The sequence below is a fragment of the Nocardioides luteus genome (genome assembly GCF_000960475.2).
Taxonomy (GTDB): Bacteria; Actinomycetota; Actinomycetes; order Propionibacteriales; family Nocardioidaceae; genus Nocardioides; species Nocardioides luteus_A.
The window spans coordinates 28,138-46,922 of the sequence record NZ_JZDQ02000045.1; the positions used below are offsets into that span (position 1 = coordinate 28,138).

Below are 18,785 nucleotides of genomic sequence, written 5' to 3' on the forward strand. Positions count from 1 at the left end.
TCTGCCGCTACGGCATGATGCGGCGTCGTGACTGACTCGATCGACGCGCCGGACGCCACTTGGACGGTGACCGCCGAGGAACGGCGCGAGTTCATGCGCGCGTATCGGCGGTGGTGGGTGCGGCAGCCTTCGACCTGGTTGGGTTTGTGCGTAGCCGTGGGGATCATCGCCGGCGCTGCGATGGTGCTCGACTGGCACCCGGTCGTGGCGATCGCCGCCCTGCTTGCCTCTGTGGCGCTGATCATCGGGATCTCGGTGCGGCGGGTCCGACAGGTCTACCCCGTCGGAGAGACCTTCCGTTCCTGGGCGGGCGCGACGGCATACCGGCTCGACGGCCGCGGTGGCGGTATGGAGATCAACTGGGATCGCATCGCTGCTGCGAACGTCGGGCCGATCGCCGTGCACCTGCGGACACTGAGTCCGAAGCAGAATCTCCTGGTGGCTCGGCAGGTGCTGGGTGAGCAGGCGAGGGCGCGCCTGGACCGCGGTGTCGATGGACGTGTCGTCGAACCGGTTGCTCGCGAGGATGCGCCCGGCGAGCGCTCCGTGGTCGTCGACCGAAAGCTGCAGATCGCCCTGTGTGCGGCGGCAGTGCGCCGCTTCCGCGTGGCGGGCTGGATCGTGGTCGCCGCAGCCGTGCTGGTGGTGCTTCTCGGGGTAGCTGGCGGCGACCTTTGGCCGGCTCTGCGGACGGCAGGAGGGTTGATGCTCGCCCTGGGCGTCATCATCGCCGTTACCGTCGTTCCGACGATCGGCACCTACCCGATCGGGTCGACGATCAGCGGTTCCTTCGGTGAGTATCTGGTGGTCCGTGGCCCGTGGGGACGTACGTCGATCCACCGGTCCAAGCTCGCGCCGGTCGCCAGGACGAGGTATGCGATTGTCTTCAGGTCGGGCGCAGCGCGGGTGATCGTGCCGCGGGCGATCCTCGACGAGGAGTCGGTTTCTCCAGACGTACGCGCCGTGCGAAGGTCGACGCATGGATGACTCGCCTGCCGACCTGATCATCGACCTGAACCCGCTCCCGGACGAGATCGGCGGGAGGCTGCGAGCCCAGCTGGAGTTCATCGCCGAGGCCGACAGGCTCAAGACGATCCTGCGCGCCTCGCCGCTGGCCGCGGCAGACCGCCGAGAGAACGACGCCGAGCACTCCTGGCACCTGGCGCTGATGGTGCTGCTGCTGGCCGAGTACGCCGACGAGCCGATCGACGTCGGGCACGCGATCAAGCTCGTGATCATCCACGACATGGTCGAGATCTACGCCGGCGACAGCCCGGTCTTCGACCCCGCCGCGGTCGTCGACCAGGTCGAGCGCGAGCTCGCCGCCGCCGACAAGCTCTTCACCATGCTGCCGCCGGATCAGGCAGGCGAGATCCGGGCGCTGTGGGACGAGTTCGAGGCCGCTCAAACCCCCGAGGCGCGCTTTTGCAAGGCGATGGACCGCCTCGAGCCGATGCTCCTGAACTGGCTCAACCGCGGTGGCACCTGGAGCATGCCAGGTGCCACGGAGTCCCGCGTGCGGGCGCGTGAGGCCGGCGTCGTCGCCGCCTCGACGACCCTCGGCGAAGCCACCGACGCCATCGTCCGTGCGGGGCTTGCGAAGGGCTGGATCCGTCCCGATCCCGACTGAGGATGACCTGATCCCGGTTTGCCCGAATTCCCGCCGGGGTATCCAGTACGCTGCGGCGACTTCTGTGGGGACGCTGAGGAGGCCGCTCGTGGATGCGGATGTGGTGCCGGGCTCGGTGACGGACTGGACCGTCACTCTCGAGGATCAGCGTCGGCTCAAGTGGGCCATGGTGAGGTTGCGGCTGCGGAGCTGGGCCTACTGGGTCTCGGGGTTGGTTCTGCCTGTGCTGATCGCCGGCCTCTTCTGGTTCGCCCTGCATGATCCCGCCGTGGGATCCATCCCCCAGGCTCTCGAGCTCGGGATCACGGTCTCGATCGGCGCCGTCTTCATGGCGTTGGCGATGTCGGTGCCTCTGGCCACGTTGCCGGGCCGTGTGGAGCGCGAATACCCCGTCGGAGCGACGTTGACGGCATGGGCATCGGAGGCCGGCCTGGGTGTGCGTACGCTCAGGCGATTGACGCTCTACCCCTGGTCGCGACTGACCGATGTCGACGTGGGGCCGGTGTTCGTGCGGTGCCGGCAGGAAGGCCAGAAGACGCTGGCCGTGCCGGCCTATCTTCCGAGCGGTCCGGATGAGGTGGCGCGGTCGGTCGACTTCCCGGTTCAGCTCATCGGGCCGGAGATCAGACGAGAGCTGGCCATGAGGGTGAGCAAGGGGTCTGCGCAGGCCCCGATGGCAGAAGAGCAGGTCGTCGTCGATCGGCCCCTGAGGTGGCGGCTCGTCCGGGCGTGGCTTCGGGCGCAGTTCGGCATCTCGTTGTGGCTGTACCCAGCCGCCGTCGGCCTCAACCTCCCGATCCAGGTCGCCATCGGCTCTTACAGGTTGGCGATCGCAATGACGGTGATGGCGGCGCTCAGCCCCATCATCTGGCTGCTCGCCGGCGAGGGCCGGATGTCGGGGATGTATCCCGTCGGCGCCACGGTTGGCGGTTCGGTGGGTGAGTGGCTCGAGATCCAGGGGCCCTGGGGAAGCGTCGCCTGGCACCACACCTGGCTGAAGCTGCGCCGGTGGACCAAGCACACCGTGACGTACGAGATGGTGCAGGTCGGTCCCGGCGGAATGCCGTCCGTCCTGACCAATGCCGACAAGCGGATCGTCGTGATCCCCCGAGCGTTCCTCGACGCTCCGACGCCGGCCGCGAGCGCCGAAGCCTGACCCGCCACAACCCCGCCATGGCGTGGTTCTGCAGGCGTTTGCCGCCGTATGCGCGGGCACATTCCCACCATGGCGGGAAAGTGCCCGCGCGCCATTTCAGCAACCCACTTGCAATCCGCCGCAGGAGTGGCAGGATGTGAGTTGGCCCACATTGTGATTCTATTCACAAAGTCTCAAACAGGGGTGGGCCGGCTCAGGGTAGGAGGCGAGATGGAGCTCTACGTGCCGGTGCTCGCGTTGGCGGGACTGGCGACGCTCTTCGCGGTCGGTTCGGTGGTGATGAGCTCGGTCGTGGGACCGCGTCGGGCCAACCAGGCCAAGGCGGATCCCTACGAGTGCGGGATCGAGGCCACGCCACAGGCGCTGGGCGGTCGCTTCCCGGTGAAGTACTACATCACCGCGATGCTCTTCATCATCTTCGACATCGAGATCATCTTCCTCTACCCGTGGGCCGTCAGGTTCGACTCGATGGGATGGTTCGGTCTCGCCGAGATGGGCCTGTTCCTGCTGACCGTCTTTGTCGCGTACGCCTATGTGTGGCGCCGCGGTGGATTGGACTGGGACTGACATGGGTCTCGAAGAGAAGCTTCCGAGCGGGGTTCTGCTCACGACCGTCGAGGGCCTGGCGGGCTATTTCCGCAAGGCGAGCCTGTGGCCGGCGACGTTCGGGCTGGCCTGCTGCGCCATCGAGATGATGACGAGCGGTGGCCCGAAGTACGACCTGGCCCGCTACGGCATGGAGGTCTTCCGGGCCTCCCCGAGGCAGGCCGACCTGATGATCGTGGCCGGCCGGGTGAGCCAGAAGATGGCGCCGGTGCTGCGCCAGATCTACGACCAGATGCCCGAGCCGAAGTGGGTGCTCGCGATGGGCGTCTGCGCCAGCAGCGGCGGCATGTTCAACAACTACGCGATCGTCCAGGGCGTCGACCACATCGTGCCCGTCGACATGTATCTCCCCGGCTGCCCGCCGCGGCCGGAGATGCTGATCGACGCGATCCTCAAGCTCCACGACAAGATCCAGCACGGCTCGCTGGGCGTCAACGCCGAGCGCGAGGAGGTCGCCAACGAGACCGCGGCCCTGCGCCAGCTGCCGCTGATCGACCAGACGGGACTCCTGCGGTGAGCGAGAACATCGGCCAGAACAGCGGCATGTTCGGCGTGAGCGACACCGGCGACACGAGCGGCTACGGCGGTCTCACCCGCCGCCACTCGATGCCGAGCCGCACCAGCGACGTCGGGGTGCAGCCCTACGGTGGCTGGTTCAAGGAGATCGCCGACGCGCTCGCCTTCACCGAGGCGGAGGCGGTCATCCACCGTGGAGAGCTGACCTTCCACGTACGCCGCGAGCGGCTGCTGGAGGCCCTGCGGGTGCTCCGCGACGAGCTGCGCTTCGAGCTGTGCTCGGGGGTGTCCGGGGTGCACTACCCGGCTGACCAGGGCAAAGAGCTCCACGCGGTCTACCACCTGCTCTCGATGACCTACAACCGCCGGGTGCGGATCGAGACCTCTGCGCCCGACGAGGACCCGCACGTGCCGAGCGGGGTGGCCATCTACCCGACGCTCGACTGGCACGAGCGCGAGACCTACGACATGTTCGGGATCGTCTTCGACGGCCACCCGGGCCTGACCAGGATCCTGATGCCCGACGACTGGCCCGGACACCCGCAACGCAAGGACTACCCGCTCGGCGGGATCCCGGTGGAATACCACGGCGCGACGATCCCGCCGCCGGACACGCGGAGGAGCTACTCATGACGACGACCGAGGCAGACGAGGGACGTACGTTCACCGTCACGGGCCAGGACTGGGACGAGCTGACCGACGCCCTCAAGGACGTCAAGGACGAGCGGATCGTCGTCAACATGGGTCCGCAGCATCCCTCGACCCACGGAGTGCTCCGGCTGATCCTCGAGCTCGAGGGCGAGACCGTCACCGAGGCGCGAGCCGGGATCGGCTACCTCCACACGGGCATCGAGAAGAACATGGAGTTCCGCTCCTGGACGCAGGGCACGACCTTCGTCACCCGGATGGACTACCTCTCGCCGATCTTCAACGAGACGGCGTACGTCCTCGGGGTGGAGAAGCTGCTCGGCATCGGTGACGAGGTGCCGGAGAAGGCCGACGTCATCCGGGTCATGCTGATGGAGCTCAACCGGATCTCCTCCCACCTGGTGGCGATCGCGACCGGTGGCATGGAGCTCGGCGCCCTGACCGTGATGACGATCGGGTTCCGTGAGCGCGAGCTGTGCCTGGACCTGTTCGAGTTCATCACCGGCCTGCGGATGAACCACGCCTACATCCGCCCCGGCGGCGTCGCCCAGGACGTGCCGGAAGGGACCGTCGCGCGAGTCACCGAGTTCATCGAGCTGATGAAGACCCGGCTGCACGAGTACGCCGCACTCTGCAACGCCAACCCGATCTTCAAGGGCCGCCTGGAGCAGGTCGGCTACCTCGACCTGGAGGGCTGCCTCGCGCTCGGGCTGACCGGCCCGATCCTGCGCTCGACCGGCTACCCGTGGGACCTGCGCAAGACCCAGCCCTACTGCGGCTACCAGGACTACGACTTCGAGGTCATCACCTGGGACACCTGCGACTCCTACGGGCGGTTCCGGGTGCGGCTGGCCGAGATGTGGGAGTCGCTGCGGATCATGGAGCAGGCGCTCAAGAGGTTGAAGGACCTCGACGGTGCCCCCGTGATGGTGGCCGACAAGAAGATCGCCTGGCCCTCCCAGCTCTCCGTCGGCCCCGACGGCCAGGGCAACTCCCTCGACCACATCCGCCACATCATGGGTGAGTCGATGGAGGCGCTGATCCACCACTTCAAGCTGGTCACCGAGGGCTTCCGGGTCCCGGCCGGCCAGGCGTACGCCGCGATCGAGTCGCCGCGCGGAGAGCTCGGCGCCCACGTGGTCAGCGACGGCGGCACCAAGCCCTACCGGGTCCACTTCCGGGACCCGTCGTTCACCAACCTGCAGGCCACCAGCGTGATGTCTGAGGGCGGCATGGTGGCCGACGTGATCGTGGCGATCGCGTCCATCGACCCGGTGATGGGAGGCGTCGACCGATGAGCTTGGCTCCGGAGACATTCGACGAGCTGCGCGAGATCGCGGCTCGCTACCCCCAGGCCCGCTCGGGGCTGCTGCCGATGCTCCATCTGGTGCAGTCGGTGGAGGGCCGGGTCACGCCCGAAGGCATCCAGGCCTGCGCCGACGTCCTGGGACTGACCCCCGCCGAGGTGAGCGGGGTCGCGACGTTCTACACGATGTACAAGCGCCACCCGGTCGGCACCCACCACGTCGGCGTCTGCACCAACACGCTGTGCGCGGTCATGGGCGGCGACGAGATCTTCGCCTGCCTGCGCGAGAAGCTCGAGGTGGGCAACGACGAGACCACCGCCGACGGCTCGATCACGCTCGAGCACATCGAGTGCAACGCGGCCTGCGACTACGCGCCGGTGGTGATGGTCAACTGGGAGTTCTTCGACAACCAGACCCCCGAGTCGGCCTCGCAGCTGGTCGATGACCTGCGCGAAGGCCGTGAGGTCGTGGCCTCACGCGGGGCCCGGATCACGAGCTGGCGCGAGGCCGAGCGGGTTCTCGCCGGCTTCGAGGACGGGCTCGTCGACGAGGGGCCCGCCGCCGGGTCGGCCTCGCGCGTCGGGCTCGAGCTCGCCCGCGAGCGCGGCTGGGCCGCGCCGGGTGACGCGCACGGCTCGTCCGACCTCCCGGAGGAGCTGCCCGAGGCCGTCGAGGTGGCCGACACCCGTCGCGCCGAGTCGGAGACGATCGCCGAGGAGGCGTCCGATGACTGACACCCTGACCCCGGTGCTCACCGCCAACTGGGGCGACGAGCGGGCCTGGACGCTGCCCGCCTATGCCGCCACCGGCGGCTACGACGCGCTCGACGTCGCTCTCGGGATGGCACCCGAGGACGTACAGACGATGGTCAAGGACTCCGGGCTCCGCGGCCGCGGAGGGGCAGGCTTCCCGACCGGGGTGAAGTGGGGCTTCCTGCCGCCGCCCGACCCCGAGAACCCCAAGCCGCGCTACCTCGTGGTCAACGCGGACGAGTCCGAGCCGGGCACCTGCAAGGACATCCCGCTCATGATGGCCTCGCCCCACACCCTGGTCGAGGGCGTGATCATCTCGTCCTACGCCATCCGCGCGGAGCGGGCCTTCATCTACGTACGCGGCGAGGTGCTGCACGTGGTCCGCCGGCTGCGGGCCGCCGTGCGTGAGGCCTACGAGGCCGGCCACCTCGGCACGAACATCCACGGCTCCGGCTACGACCTCGAGCTGGTCGTGCACGCGGGCGCCGGGGCCTACATCTGCGGTGAGGAGACCGCGCTGCTCGACTCGCTCGAGGGACGCCGCGGACAGCCCCGCCTGCGTCCGCCGTTCCCGGCCGTCGCCGGTCTCTACGCCAGCCCGACCGTGATCAACAACGCCGAGTCGATCGCCTCGGTGCCGGCGATCGTGAAGAACGGCGCCGACTGGTTCGCCGGCATGGGCACCGAGAAGTCGGCCGGCGTCGGCATCTTCTCGCTCTCCGGACACGTCAAGAGGCCGGGGCAGTACGAGGCGCCCCTCGGCATCACGCTGCGTACGCTGATCGACCTGGCCGGCGGGATCCGCGAGGGTCACGAGCTCAAGTTCTGGACCCCTGGCGGCTCCTCGACGCCGCTGTTCACCCAGGAGCACCTGGACGTGACGCTCGACTTCGAAGGGGTGGCGGCGGCCGGCTCGATGCTCGGCACCCGCGCGCTGCAGATCTTCGACGACTCGGTGTGCGTGGTCCGGGCGGTGCTGCGGTGGACGGAGTTCTACAAGCACGAGTCCTGTGGCAAGTGCACCCCGTGCCGTGAGGGCACCTGGTGGCTGGTGCAGGTGCTGGAGCGGCTGGAGAAGGGCCAGGGTTCGCCCGAGGACCTCGACCTGCTGCTCGACCAGTGCGACAACATCCTCGGCCGCTCGTTCTGCGCGCTGGGCGATGGCGCGACGAGCCCGATCACGAGCTCGATCCAGTACTTCCGGGACGAATACCTGGCCCACCTGGAGCAGGGTGGCTGTCCCTTCGACGCCAAGAAGTCGACCGCATGGGCGGAGGCAGTTCAGTGACCGATGTGACCGTCAAGATCGACGGCCAGGACGTGACGGTGCCCGAGGGCACCCTGGTCATCCGGGCGGCCGAGGAGGCCGGGATCGAGATCCCGCGGTTCTGCGACCACCCGCTGCTCGCCCCGGTCGGCGCCTGCCGCCAGTGCCTGGTCGACATCCCCGACGCCGGCAACGGCCGCGGCTTCCCGAAGCCGCAGGCCTCCTGCACCATCCCGGTCGCCGAGGGCATGGTGGTGGAGACGCAGAACACCACGGCCGTGAAGGCACAGCAGGGGATCATGGAGTTCCTGCTGGTCAACCACCCGTTGGACTGCCCGGTCTGCGACAAGGGCGGCGAGTGCCCGCTGCAGAACCAGGCCATGTCCCACGGGCAGGGCGAGACCCGGTTCGAGGGGACGAAGCGTACGTTCCCCAAGCCGATCAACCTCTCGCCCAACGTGCTGCTCGACCGGGAGCGGTGCATCGTCTGCCAGCGCTGCACCCGCTTCGCCGCCGAGATCCCGGGCGACCCGGGCATCGCGCTGATCCAGCGTGGCGCGCAGCAGCAGATCGGCATCGCCGAGGACAAGCCGTTCTCGTCCTACTTCTCCGGCAACGTCATCCAGATCTGTCCGGTCGGCGCCCTGACCAGCGACGACTACCGCTTCCGGGCCCGCCCGTTCGACCTGGTCTCGACCCCGGGCGTCGCCGAGCACGACGCCTGCGGCGCCGCCATCCGGATCGACCACCGTCGCGGCAAGGTCATGCGCCGCCTCGCCGGCAACGACCCGGAGGTCAACGAGGAGTGGATCTCCGACAAGGACCGCTTCGGCTTCCGTTACGCCGTCCGCGACCGGCTCACCTCGCCGATGATCCGTGAGAACGGCGAGCTCCGGCCGGCCTCGTGGCTCGAGGCCGTCGCCGTCGCCGCCCAGGGCCTGGCCGGTGCCGGCTCGGTGGGTGTGCTGCCCGGTGGCCGGCTGACGCTGGAGGATGCGAAGGCGTACGCCGCGTTCGCCCGCGACACCCTTCGCACGCCCCACCTCGACTTCCGCTCGCGCCCGCTGTCGGAGGAGGAGACCGGCTTCCTGCGATCGAGGGTGGCCGGCACGACCGTCACCTACGCCGATCTGGACGCCGCCGACCATGTCGTCCTGGTCGGTCTCGAGCCCGAGGACGAGGCTGGCACCCTCTTCCTGCGGCTGCGCAAGGCCAACCGGGCCGGACTGCGGATCACCACCCTCAGTCCGTACGCCTCGGAGGGCTCCCGCAAGCTCGGCGCCCAGGTCGTCCTGACCGCTCCCGGTGCCGAGAAGGACGCGTTGTCCCAGGTCAGCGGGGTCACTGAAGCATCGGTGATCCTGGTCGGCGAGCGGCTGGCGACCAGCCCCGGCGCCTACTCCGCCGCGGCCGAGCTCGCCGACCGCACCGGCGCCAGGCTCGCCTGGGTGCCGCGTCGCGCCGGCGACCGGGGAGCGGTCGAGGCCGACCTGCTCCCGGGTGAGAACGGGCTCGACGCCGAGGCGATGGTCCGAGCCGGCCTCGACGCCCTGGTGATCGCCGGCGTCGATCCCGACGACACCGCTGACCCGGCCGCCTTCCTGGCCGCTCTCGACCAGGCCGGTTTCGTGGTCAGCCTCGAGCAGCGGGTCACCGCTGTGACCGAGCGCGCCGACGTCGTACTCCCGGTCGCGACCGCTTCCGAGAAGGCCGGCACCTTCGTCACCTGGGAGGGCCGCCGCCGTCCGTTCGAGAAGGTCTTCGACAAGCCCGCGGCCTACTCCGACGCCGAGGTCCTCGGACACATCACCGCCGAGCTCTCACTTGTGGGCCCCGAGTCCGCAGGAGTGGCGGACGAAACTGTCGTCTCGTCGCCCACAACGACCGATTCGGCCGCCACAACGACCGATTCGGCTGGCTTCCGGCTGGCCACCTGGCGTCTCATGCTCGACAACGGGACGCTTCAGAGCGGCGACAAGGCACTGGCCGCGACCGCACGGCCGGCGTTCGTACGCATCCCGGCAGCGCTCCACGCGGAGCTCGGTGACGTCGTGACGATCACCGGTGACCGGGGGAGCTGGACGCTCCCGGCGTTGCCGGCCGAGATGGCCGACAGCACCGTGTGGGTGCCGACGAACAGCTTCGGGCGCGGCGTATGGGCTGACCTGGCCTCGCCGGGCTCGACGGTGACGGTGGAGGGTGCGCAGTGAACGGGCTGGAACAGTTCGGCCAGGACCCCTGGTGGATCATCGCGATCAAGGTCCTGCTGGTCTTCGTCGTCTGCGTCGTGCTGACGCTGTTCAACATCTGGTGGGAGCGCAAGGTCGTGGCCCGGATGCAGCACCGCATCGGGCCCAACCGGCACGGGCCGTTCGGTCTGCTCCAGTCCCTGGCCGACGGCGTGAAGCTGGCGCTCAAGGAGGACCTGACCCCGGAGAAGGCCGACAAGATCGTCTTCGTCACCGCGCCGATCCTGGCCTGTGTGCCCGCGTTCGTGACGTTCTCGGTGATCCCGTTCGGTCCGGAGGTCAACCTCTTCGGCGTAAGGACGCCGCTGCAGCTGACCGACATGCCGGTCGCGGTGCTGTTCGTGATGGCGATCGCCAGCATCGGCATCTACGGGATCGTGCTCGGCGGCTGGGCCTCGGGATCGACCTACTCCCTCCTCGGCGGACTCCGTTCCAGCGCCCAGATGATCTCGTATGAAGTGAGCATGGGCCTGGCGCTCGTCACCGTCTTCCTGATGGCCGGCAGCCTGTCCACCAGCCAGATCGTCGCGGCGCAGGAGGACTGGTGGTTCGGTGCCCTGCTGCTGCCCTCCTTCCTGATCTACTGCATCTCGATGGTCGGCGAGACCAATCGCGCGCCGTTCGACCTCCCCGAGGCGGAGGGCGAGCTGGTCGGTGGTTTCCACACCGAATACTCCAGCCTTAAGTTTGCGCTCTTCTTCCTGGCCGAATACATCAACATGGCCACCGTCAGCGCGCTCGCCACGACGCTGTTCCTCGGCGGCTGGCGCGCCCCGCTCGGCCTCGGCACCCTCTGGGCCGGAGCCAACGAGGGCTACTGGCCGGTGCTGTGGTTCTTCCTGAAGATGTTCTTCTTCATCTGGATCTTCATCTGGCTGCGCGGCACGCTGCCGCGACTGCGCTACGACCAGTTCATGAGCCTCGGCTGGAAGATCCTGCTGCCGGCGAGCCTGGCCTGGATCGTCGTCGTCGCGGTGATCAAGATGGCCGCGATCGAGGGCGGCTTCAGTCCCAACTGGGTCCTCTTCGGCTTCGGCCTGGCCGTCACGGCGGTCGTCGTGCTCGGCTTCCTCAACCGGCTGCCGGAGAAGGAGGCCCAGGTCAGCACCCCGACCGGCGGCTTCCCGACGCCGGCGCTGCCCCAGGGCGGCGCGGTGCGAGGCGCCGCCCAGCCGCTGGTCTTCGGCCCGCCGCCGACCGCCAACGGCGTACGCATTCTTCCCTCTCCTGAGGAGGCAAAGTGAGCAACGACGACCGCTCGTTCAAGGAGCGTTTCTGGGACCCGGTCAGCGGGTTCGCGGTGACGTTCGGGACCCAGTTCAAGAAGCCGGTCACCGAGCAGTACCCGCAGCAGAAGGAGCCGACCGAGGAGCGGTTCCACGGCCGCCACCAGCTCAACCGTCACCCCGACGGCCTGGAGAAGTGCGTCGGCTGCGAGCTGTGCGCATGGGCCTGCCCGGCGGACGCGATCTACGTCGAGGGCGCGGAGAACACCGAGGAGGAGCGCTACTCGCCCGGGGAGCGCTACGGCCGCGTCTACCAGATCAACTACCTGCGCTGCATCCTGTGCGGGCTGTGCATCGAGGCCTGCCCGACACGGGCGCTGACGATGACGAACGAGTACGAGCTCGCCGACACCACGCGCGAGAGCCTGATCTACGAGAAGCAGGACCTGCTCGCGCCGCTCGAGGACGGGATGGAGGCGCCTCCCCACCCGATGTTCCTCGGCAACGACGACACCTCCTACTACGCACCGGAGCCGAAGGAGTCGGCCCGATGAGCTTCGTGATCCTGGCCGCGGTGACGGTGATCGCGGCGCTGGGCCTGCTGTTCGCGCGCAAGCCCGTGCATGCCGCGCTGTCGCTGGCGGTGGTCATGATCGGCCTCGCGATGATCTACGCGACGCTCGAGGCGCCGTTCCTGTTCGCGGTGCAGATCGTGGTCTACACCGGCGCGATCCTGATGCTGTTCCTGTTCGTGATCATGCTGGTCGGCGTCGACACCTCCGACACCCTCAAGGAGACGATCGCGGGGCAGAAGGTGCTGGCCACGCTGCTCGGCGTCGGGCTCGGCGCGACGCTCATCGCGGGTGTCGGCCAGGCGAGCATCGCCACCATGCGCGGGCTGTCCAGCGCCAACGAGGGCGGCAACGTACAACGCCTTGCCGACCTTCTCTTCTCCCGCTACGTGATCGCCTTCGAGGCGACCAGCGCGCTGCTGATCACCGCCGCGATCGGCGCGATGGTGCTGGCCCACCGGGAGCGGATCGACCCGAAGCAGAGCCAGACCGACCTCGCCCAGAAGCGGGTCGCCGACTACGCGAAGAGCGGCAAGCACCTCGGCCCGCTGCCCCCACCGGGCACCTTCGCGCGGCACAACAGCAACGACACCCCGGCCCTGCTGCCGGACGGGTCGCAGAGCACGAGGTCGGTCCCGGCGATCCTCGCCGGCGGTCGCACGGACGAAGGGGAGGATGCATGACAGACAACACCACGGCGTACGTGATCCTGTCCGCCATCCTCTTCACGATCGGCACGATCGGGGTGCTGACCAGGCGGAACGCCATCGTCGTCTTCATGTGCGTCGAGCTGATGCTCAACGCGGCCAACCTGGCCCTGGTGGCGTTCAGCCGGATGCACGGCAACCTCGACGGGCAGGTGACGGCGTTCTTCGTGATGGTCGTCGCGGCCGCTGAGGTGGTCGTCGGGCTGGCGATCATCATGACCATCTTCCGCACCAGAAACACGGCTTCGGTCGACGAGCCAAGGATGCTCAAGTGGTGAATCCTGTCGAGGCCGGAGGCGTCTTCTCGCTGATCTGGCTGGTCATCGCGCTACCCCTGGCCGGCGCTGCTCTGATCCTGATCGGGCGGCCGCTGGCGCCGGCACTCTTCGACCGGGTCGGGCACTGGCTCGCGGTCGTGCTCGCCGGCGGGTCCTTCGTGCTCTCGCTCGCCCTCTTCATCGCCGCCCTCGGTCGTGACGAGGAGAGCAGGCAGGTCGTCCAGCACCTCTACACCTGGTTCGACACCGGCGACCTGAGCGTCGGGTTCGACCTGCTCTACGACCAGCTCTCCGGCCTGTTCCTGCTCCTCATCACCGGGGTCGGCACGCTGATCCACGTCTATTCGGTCGGCTACATGGCCCACGACGAGCGGCGCACCCGGTTCTTCGGCTACCTCAACCTGTTCCTCGCCGCGATGCTGATGCTGGTGCTGGCGGAGAACTACGTCGGTCTCTTCCTCGGCTGGGAGGGCGTCGGTCTGGCGTCCTACCTGCTGATCGGCTTCTGGCAGCACAAGCCGTCGGCCGCCGCGGCCGCCAAGAAGGCGTTCGTGATGAACCGGGTCGGCGACATGGGACTCTCGCTGGCGATCGCGCTGTCCTTCGTCACCTTCGGGTCGACGTCGTTCTCCGCGATCGACATCAGCGACACCACCACGACCACCCTCAACTGGCTCGGCATCCTGCTGCTCGTCGGCGCCTGCGGAAAGTCCGCCCAGGTGCCGCTGCAGGGCTGGCTGCTGGACGCCATGGAGGGCCCGACCCCGGTCTCGGCGCTGATCCACGCGGCCACGATGGTGACCGCGGGCGTCTACCTCATCGTGCGCAGCAGCGCGATCTTCGACGCCGCCGAGGCCGCCTCGACCGCCGTCGTGGTCGTCGCCCTGGTCACCATCATCTGGGGTGCCGCGCTGAGCTGCGTCAAGGACGACATCAAGAAGGTCCTGGCCGGTTCGACGATGAGCCAGATCGGCTACATGATGCTCGCCGCCGGGCTGGGCGGGCCGGGCTATGCGTTCGCGATCTTCCACCTGCTCACCCACGGCTTCTTCAAGGCCAACATGTTCCTCGGCGCGGGGTCGCTCATGCACGGCATGAACGACGACGTGAACCTCAAGCACTACGGCGCCCTGAGCCGCGCGATGCCGGTCACGTTCCTGACCTTCGCGATGGGCTACCTGGCGATCATCGGGTTCCCCGGCTTCGCCGGCTTCTGGTCCAAGGACAAGATCCTCGAGGTCGCGTTCGCCGAGAGCTGGCTGGTCGGCATCATCGCCCTGCTGGCCGCCGGCGTGACCGCGTTCTACATGACCCGCCTGATGATGCTCGCCTTCTTCGGCCGCAAGCGCTGGCCCGAGGGCGTACATCCGCACGAGTCGCCGCGGATCATGACCGGCCCGCTCGTCGTCCTCGCCGCGCTGTCGGTGCTCGGCGGCGTCTTCACGCTGGGCGGCTGGCTCGAGCACTGGCTCGAGCCGGTGACCGCGATCGGCCACGCCGAGCACCACGGTCCGCTCCCGGTGTGGGCGACCTCCGTCCTCGCGGTGCTCGTGGTCGCGATCGGGGTCGCGGCGGCCGGGTTCGTCTTCGGGCGCCGCTCGGCAACGACCGAGCCGACTCCCTACCTGCACGTCCCGCACATCGAGGACGTCGTGGTGCCGCCCGGGATGGCGCTCACCCGCGGCGCCCTCGCGACCGACAAGTACGCCGTCGACGGTGTGATGAGCGGTGGCCCGATCGCCCTGGCGGCGATCGCCGGCGAGCTCCGCAAGGCGCAGACCGGCTACGTACGTTCCTATGCCCTCTCCGTCCTCGGTGGCACGGTCCTCGTCGCCCTGGCCCTGATCGTGGTGAGCTGACTTGTTGACACTCCTCGTCCTCGTCCCGTTCGCGGGCGCGCTGATCACCGCGGTGATGCCGGCCCGGCCGAAGCTGTGGGCCTTCGGGTTCGCGATCGCGACCCTGGTCGTCGGTCTCGTGACGATGTTCACGGCACCCGACACCGACCTCGTCTGGATGGAGCCGCTCGGCGTCCACTGGGCGCTCGAGATGGACGGCTTCGGCAAGCTGATGGTGCTGCTGACCGTGGCCCTGGTGCCGATCACGATGGTGGCGGCGGTCAAGGACCACGACAAGCGGTGGTACGCCTGGGCGCTGGCCCTGGAGGCCTTCGCGCTGCTCACCTTCCTGGCCGCGGACCTGTTCGTCTTCTACATCGCCTTCGAGGCGACGCTGATCCCGGCGTACTTCATGATCGGTCAGCACGGTGGCCCCCACCGGGCCAAGGCCGCGCTCAAGTTCCTGATGTTCCAGCTCGGCGGCGGTCTGGTGCTGCTCGGTGCGCTGATCGGCTTCTTCGTGGTCTCCTCGGACGCCGGCTCGCCGTCCTACCTGATCAGCGACCTCGCCCAGCTCGACATCGGCACCACCGCCCAGCGCTGGATCTTCGTGGCGATGTTCATCGCGTTCGCGGTCAAGGCGCCGCTGTTCCCGGTGCACACCTGGTTGGCGGACACGACCGAGCAGGCGACGACGCCGACCTCGGTGCTGCTGGTGTGCGTCCTCGACAAGATCGGCACCTTCGGGATGATCCGCCTCTGCCTGGGGCTGGTGCCGGAGGCCTCCGCCTGGGCGACGCCCGTGGTGGTGGTGCTGGCGCTGATCTCGATCGTCTACGGCGCGGTGCTCGCGATCGGGCAGGACGACCTGCTCCGCCTGATCGGTCTGACCTCGCTCTCGCACTTCGGGCTGATCACCCTCGGGATCTTCGCGGCGACCCGCGAGGGCTTGGTCGGCGCGATCCTCTACATGGTCAACCACGGGGTCGCGACCGCGGCGATGTTCCTCATCGCCGGGTTCCTGATCACCCGCAAGGGCACCGCCTCGATCTCCTCGATGCGCGGGTTGGAGAAGGCGACCCCGGTGCTCGCCGGCACCTTCCTCGTCGCCGGTCTGGCCACCGCGGGTCTGCCGGGGCTGTCCCAGTTCGTCTCCGAGATCATGGTCCTGATCAGCGCCTTCGACTACCACTGGCTGGTCGGTGTGGTCGCGGTGACCGCGATCGTGCTGGCCGCGATCTACGTGCTGTGGGCCTACCAGCGGATCTTCACCGGACCCGCTCAGCTCTCCCGGCGACCGGTCCACGACCTCGACCGGCGGGAGGTCGGCGTACTCGTGCCGCTGCTGGTCGCCCTCCTCTTCTTCGGCTTCGTCCCGGGCCCGCTGATCTCGGCGGCCCAACCGGTCGTGGCTCCTCTTGTTGACGTCATCCAGGCAGGTGAGTGAGGCGATGTTCGAGTCTCCCGGAATTTCGTACGCCACCCTCTGGCCCGTCCTGCTGGTGCTGGCCGTGGCCTGCGCCGGTGTCGTCGTGGAGGCCTTCGCGCCCCGCGCCGCGCGGTTCAACACCCAGGTGTCGCTGGCGTTGGCGGGACTGGTCGCCGCGCTCGCCGGTACGGTCGCCGTCGGCGCCGGATCGGCGCTGGGCGCCTCGACGGGTGAAGGCGCCCTGGTCATCGACGGCCCCGGGGTCTTCTCCCAGGGGCTGGTGCTGCTGGTCTCGCTCGGCGGCGTCGCGCTCTTCGCCGAGCGCCGCCTCGACAACGGTGTCAGCGCCTTCGCCGGCCAGGCCGCGGCCCTGCCCGGCACCTCGGCCGAGCGCACCGCCTCCCAGCGTGGTCTGGAGCACACCGAGGTCTACCCGCTGATGATGTTCGCGGTCGGCGGGATGATGCTCTTCTGCATCTCCGGCGACCTGCTGATGCTCTTCGTCGCCCTCGAGGTGCTCTCGCTGCCGCTCTACCTGCTGACTGGGCTCGCCCGGCGCCGGCGGCTCCTCTCCCAGGAAGCCGCGCTGAAGTACTTCCTGCTCGGCGCGTTCTCCTCCGGGATCTTCCTCTACGGTCTGGCACTGGTCTACGGCTTCGCCGGGTCGATGTCCCTGGCCGACATCGGTGAGGTGGCGGCCGAGGAGGGCTCCGGGCCGCTGCTGCTGCTCGGCATCGGCCTGATGGCCGTCGGACTGCTCTTCAAGACCGGCGCGGTGCCGTTCCACTCCTGGACCCCCGACGTCTACCAGGGCGCGCCGACGCCGGTGACCGCGTGGATGAGCGCGGCCACCAAGATCGCCGCGTTCGCCGCGATGCTCCGGCTCTTCTACGTCGCCTTCGGTGCCGAGGGCGACATCTGGCGCCCGGCCATCGGCGTCGTCGCGGTGCTGACGATGCTCCTGGGTGCCTCCTTCGCGATCGTCCAGACCGACGTGAAGCGGATGCTCGGCTACTCCGCCGTCGCCCACACCGGCTTCCTGCTGACCGGCCTCCTCGGGGTGCAGACCGACGCCTTCGGCTCGACCCAGGCGGTGCTCTTCTACCTGACCGCCTACGGCTTCGCCACGCTCGGCGCCTTCGCGATCGTCTCCCTGGTCCGGGGGCCCAACGGCGAGGTCGGCTCGCTCGACCGCTGGGCCGGCCTGGGACGTACCAACCCGTGGGTGGCGGCGACCTTCGCGGTCTTCCTGCTCTCGATGGCCGGACTGCCGCTGACCGCCGGGTTCATCGGCAAGTGGGGCGTCTTCGCCGCCGCGCTGGGCGCCGGTCAGTGGCCGGTGGTCGTGGTCGCGATCGGGTCGAGCATCATCGCGATCTTCTTCTACGTACGCGTCATCATGCTGATGTTCTTCACCGACCCACGCGACGACGCGGCGACGGTCTCCACGCCGTCGTACGCCACCACCGTGGTGATCTCGCTGAGCGCTCTCGCCACCGTCTTGTTGGGTGTAATTCCGGGCCCTGTGCTCAGCCTGTTGGTGGATGCGGGAGGATTCATCGGGTGAGCACCAGCGCACCCACCGACCGAGCCCCTGAACTCGCCCTCCCGATCACCGATCCCGAGCTCGAGCAGCGGTTGCGCGCTCGGTTGGCGATCGTGGAGGAGAAGCTGGCGGGCTATGCCCGCAGCAGCTCTCCGTTCGTCACGGAAGCGGCCTCGCATCTCCTGGAGGCCGGCGGCAAGCGGTTCCGGCCGCTGCTGGTGCTGCTGGCCGCCGAGTGCGGCCCGGACACGCTCGCCGACGAGGTCATCACCGCGGCCTGCGTCGTCGAGCTCACCCACCAGGCCTCGCTCTACCACGACGACGTCATGGACGAGGCGCTCCTGCGCCGCGGCGAGGACACGGCCAACGCCCGCTTCGACAACCACGTCGCCATCCTGACCGGCGACTTCCTCTTCGCCCGCTCCTCGTCGCTGACCGCCGAGCTCGGCCCCGAGGCCGTACGCATCCAGGCGGCCACCTTCGCCAAGCTCGTCGAGGGCCAGATCCTCGAGGGCGTCGCGCCGGCCGAGGGGGTCGACCCGGTCGACCACCACCTCGAGGTGCTGGCCGGGAAGACCGGGGTCCTGATCGCGACCTCGGCACTCTACGGCGCGCTCTTCGCCGGCGCCGACAAGGAGATCCAGGACGCCCTGGTCGCCTACGGCGACATCGTCGGCGTCGCCTTCCAGCTCTCCGACGACATCCTCGACATCGCCTCGGACGAGTCCGGCAAGACCCCCGGCACCGACCTTCGCGAAGGCGTCCCGACGCTCCCGGTGCTGCTCGTCCGCCGCTCCAACGAGCCCGGCGATGCCCGTCTCCTGGAGCTGCTCGACAGCGACCTCACCGACGACGACGCGCTGGCCGAGTGTGTCGCGCTGCTCCGCGCCCACCCGGCCCTGGCCGAGGCCCGCGCCTACGTCCAGGCCCGCGCCGAGGAGGCCAAGGCCGCCCTCGCCCCGCTCCCCGAGGGCCCCGTCCGCACGGCCCTCGAGGCCTTCGCCGACATCGTTGCCGTCCGCTCGGTCTGATCGTCCCCTGCCGAGGCGTCACCTACG

The 18,785-nt window shown here is 68.9% G+C and carries 18 protein-coding genes; all 18 read left to right on the plus strand.

Translation table 11 applies throughout. The features are described 5' to 3' along the window. The first annotated feature begins 27 nt into the window (after nucleotides 1–27). The 18 genes from UG56_RS24330 (at nucleotide 28) to UG56_RS24415 (ending at nucleotide 18,758) form a co-directional block, all read left to right on the plus strand. On the plus strand, nucleotides 28–987 hold the full coding sequence (locus UG56_RS24330; protein WP_045550491.1) for a hypothetical protein: 960 nt from the start codon (nucleotides 28–30) through the stop codon (nucleotides 985–987). Then, the gene (locus UG56_RS24335; protein ID WP_045550492.1) at nucleotides 980–1,630 is read left to right on the plus strand and encodes an HD domain-containing protein; all 651 of its coding nucleotides are present in this window, start codon (nucleotides 980–982) and stop codon (nucleotides 1,628–1,630) included. Before UG56_RS24330 ends, UG56_RS24335 begins: the two co-directional genes overlap by 8 nt. After that, the gene (locus tag UG56_RS24340; protein ID WP_143055181.1) at nucleotides 1,587–2,786 is read left to right on the plus strand and encodes a hypothetical protein; all 1,200 of its coding nucleotides are present in this window, start codon (nucleotides 1,587–1,589) and stop codon (nucleotides 2,784–2,786) included. The genes UG56_RS24335 and UG56_RS24340 overlap by 44 nt, the downstream gene beginning before the upstream one ends. Nucleotides 2,787–2,996: 210 nt before the next feature. After that, the gene (locus tag UG56_RS24345) at nucleotides 2,997–3,353 is read left to right on the plus strand and encodes an NADH-quinone oxidoreductase subunit A (RefSeq protein WP_045550494.1); all 357 of its coding nucleotides are present in this window, start codon (nucleotides 2,997–2,999) and stop codon (nucleotides 3,351–3,353) included. A gap of 1 nt (nucleotide 3,354) precedes the next feature. After that, nucleotides 3,355–3,909 (plus strand): NuoB/complex I 20 kDa subunit family protein, encoded by a 555-nt coding sequence (locus tag UG56_RS24350; RefSeq protein ID WP_045550495.1) that lies wholly within the window; start codon nucleotides 3,355–3,357, stop codon nucleotides 3,907–3,909. Further along, on the plus strand, nucleotides 3,906–4,541 hold the full coding sequence (locus tag UG56_RS24355; protein WP_045550496.1) for an NADH-quinone oxidoreductase subunit C: 636 nt from the start codon (nucleotides 3,906–3,908) through the stop codon (nucleotides 4,539–4,541). The genes UG56_RS24350 and UG56_RS24355 overlap by 4 nt, the downstream gene beginning before the upstream one ends. Next, a complete protein-coding gene (locus tag UG56_RS24360) occupies nucleotides 4,538–5,854 on the plus strand; it encodes an NADH-quinone oxidoreductase subunit D (protein ID WP_045550497.1) in 1,317 nt (438 codons plus the stop codon). Before UG56_RS24355 ends, UG56_RS24360 begins: the two co-directional genes overlap by 4 nt. Continuing rightward, a complete protein-coding gene (gene nuoE, locus UG56_RS24365) occupies nucleotides 5,851–6,597 on the plus strand; it encodes an NADH-quinone oxidoreductase subunit NuoE (protein ID WP_071327301.1) in 747 nt (248 codons plus the stop codon). The genes UG56_RS24360 and nuoE overlap by 4 nt, the downstream gene beginning before the upstream one ends. Continuing rightward, nucleotides 6,590–7,903, plus strand: coding sequence for an NADH-quinone oxidoreductase subunit NuoF (gene nuoF, locus UG56_RS24370; RefSeq protein WP_045552032.1), 1,314 nt, complete (start codon nucleotides 6,590–6,592; stop codon nucleotides 7,901–7,903). The genes nuoE and nuoF overlap by 8 nt, the downstream gene beginning before the upstream one ends. Then, complete coding sequence (locus UG56_RS24375) at nucleotides 7,882–10,092, plus strand: NADH-quinone oxidoreductase subunit G (protein WP_071327302.1); 2,211 nt, start codon at nucleotides 7,882–7,884, stop codon at nucleotides 10,090–10,092. The genes nuoF and UG56_RS24375 overlap by 22 nt, the downstream gene beginning before the upstream one ends. Then, nucleotides 10,089–11,375 carry an NADH-quinone oxidoreductase subunit NuoH gene (nuoH, locus tag UG56_RS24380; protein WP_045549049.1) on the plus strand — a complete coding sequence of 429 codons (1,287 nt, stop codon included), beginning with the start codon at nucleotides 10,089–10,091 and terminating at the stop codon, nucleotides 11,373–11,375. The genes UG56_RS24375 and nuoH overlap by 4 nt, the downstream gene beginning before the upstream one ends. Continuing rightward, nucleotides 11,372–11,911 carry an NADH-quinone oxidoreductase subunit NuoI gene (nuoI, locus tag UG56_RS24385; protein WP_045549050.1) on the plus strand — a complete coding sequence of 180 codons (540 nt, stop codon included), beginning with the start codon at nucleotides 11,372–11,374 and terminating at the stop codon, nucleotides 11,909–11,911. Before nuoH ends, nuoI begins: the two co-directional genes overlap by 4 nt. Further along, nucleotides 11,908–12,612 carry an NADH-quinone oxidoreductase subunit J gene (locus tag UG56_RS24390; protein WP_045549051.1) on the plus strand — a complete coding sequence of 235 codons (705 nt, stop codon included), beginning with the start codon at nucleotides 11,908–11,910 and terminating at the stop codon, nucleotides 12,610–12,612. Before nuoI ends, UG56_RS24390 begins: the two co-directional genes overlap by 4 nt. Further along, on the plus strand, nucleotides 12,609–12,914 hold the full coding sequence (gene nuoK / locus UG56_RS24395) for an NADH-quinone oxidoreductase subunit NuoK (protein WP_008356449.1): 306 nt from the start codon (nucleotides 12,609–12,611) through the stop codon (nucleotides 12,912–12,914). Before UG56_RS24390 ends, nuoK begins: the two co-directional genes overlap by 4 nt. Further along, complete coding sequence (gene nuoL / locus UG56_RS24400; RefSeq protein ID WP_045549052.1) at nucleotides 12,908–14,773, plus strand: NADH-quinone oxidoreductase subunit L; 1,866 nt, start codon at nucleotides 12,908–12,910, stop codon at nucleotides 14,771–14,773. Before nuoK ends, nuoL begins: the two co-directional genes overlap by 7 nt. 4 nt (nucleotides 14,774–14,777) lie before the next feature. Next, entirely contained in the window at nucleotides 14,778–16,199 is a 1,422-nt protein-coding gene (locus tag UG56_RS24405) for a complex I subunit 4 family protein (RefSeq protein ID WP_256206874.1), read from the plus strand. Nucleotides 16,200–16,203: 4 nt separating this feature from the next. Next, entirely contained in the window at nucleotides 16,204–17,748 is a 1,545-nt protein-coding gene (gene nuoN, locus UG56_RS24410) for an NADH-quinone oxidoreductase subunit NuoN (protein ID WP_045549054.1), read from the plus strand. Then, nucleotides 17,745–18,758 (plus strand): polyprenyl synthetase family protein, encoded by a 1,014-nt coding sequence (locus tag UG56_RS24415; protein WP_045549055.1) that lies wholly within the window; start codon nucleotides 17,745–17,747, stop codon nucleotides 18,756–18,758. The genes nuoN and UG56_RS24415 overlap by 4 nt, the downstream gene beginning before the upstream one ends. The last annotated feature ends 27 nt before the right edge of the window (nucleotides 18,759–18,785 follow it).

Excerpts from the sequence above, each read along its gene's own strand:
- UG56_RS24350 (WP_045550495.1), top strand. The coding sequence starts at position 3,355 with ATGGGTCTCGAAGAGAAGCTTCCGAGCGGGGTTCTGCTCACGACCGTC.
- nuoF (WP_045552032.1), top strand. The coding sequence starts at position 6,590 with ATGACTGACACCCTGACCCCGGTGCTCACCGCCAACTGGGGCGACGAG.
- nuoK (WP_008356449.1), top strand. The coding sequence starts at position 12,609 with ATGACAGACAACACCACGGCGTACGTGATCCTGTCCGCCATCCTCTTC.
- UG56_RS24375 (WP_071327302.1), top strand. The coding sequence starts at position 7,882 with ATGGGCGGAGGCAGTTCAGTGACCGATGTGACCGTCAAGATCGACGGC.
- nuoE (WP_071327301.1), top strand. The coding sequence starts at position 5,851 with ATGAGCTTGGCTCCGGAGACATTCGACGAGCTGCGCGAGATCGCGGCT.
- nuoN (WP_045549054.1), top strand. The coding sequence starts at position 16,204 with ATGTTCGAGTCTCCCGGAATTTCGTACGCCACCCTCTGGCCCGTCCTG.
- UG56_RS24335 (WP_045550492.1), top strand. The coding sequence starts at position 980 with ATGGATGACTCGCCTGCCGACCTGATCATCGACCTGAACCCGCTCCCG.
- UG56_RS24345 (WP_045550494.1), top strand. The coding sequence starts at position 2,997 with ATGGAGCTCTACGTGCCGGTGCTCGCGTTGGCGGGACTGGCGACGCTC.
- UG56_RS24390 (WP_045549051.1), top strand. The coding sequence starts at position 11,908 with ATGAGCTTCGTGATCCTGGCCGCGGTGACGGTGATCGCGGCGCTGGGC.
- UG56_RS24360 (WP_045550497.1), top strand. The coding sequence starts at position 4,538 with ATGACGACGACCGAGGCAGACGAGGGACGTACGTTCACCGTCACGGGC.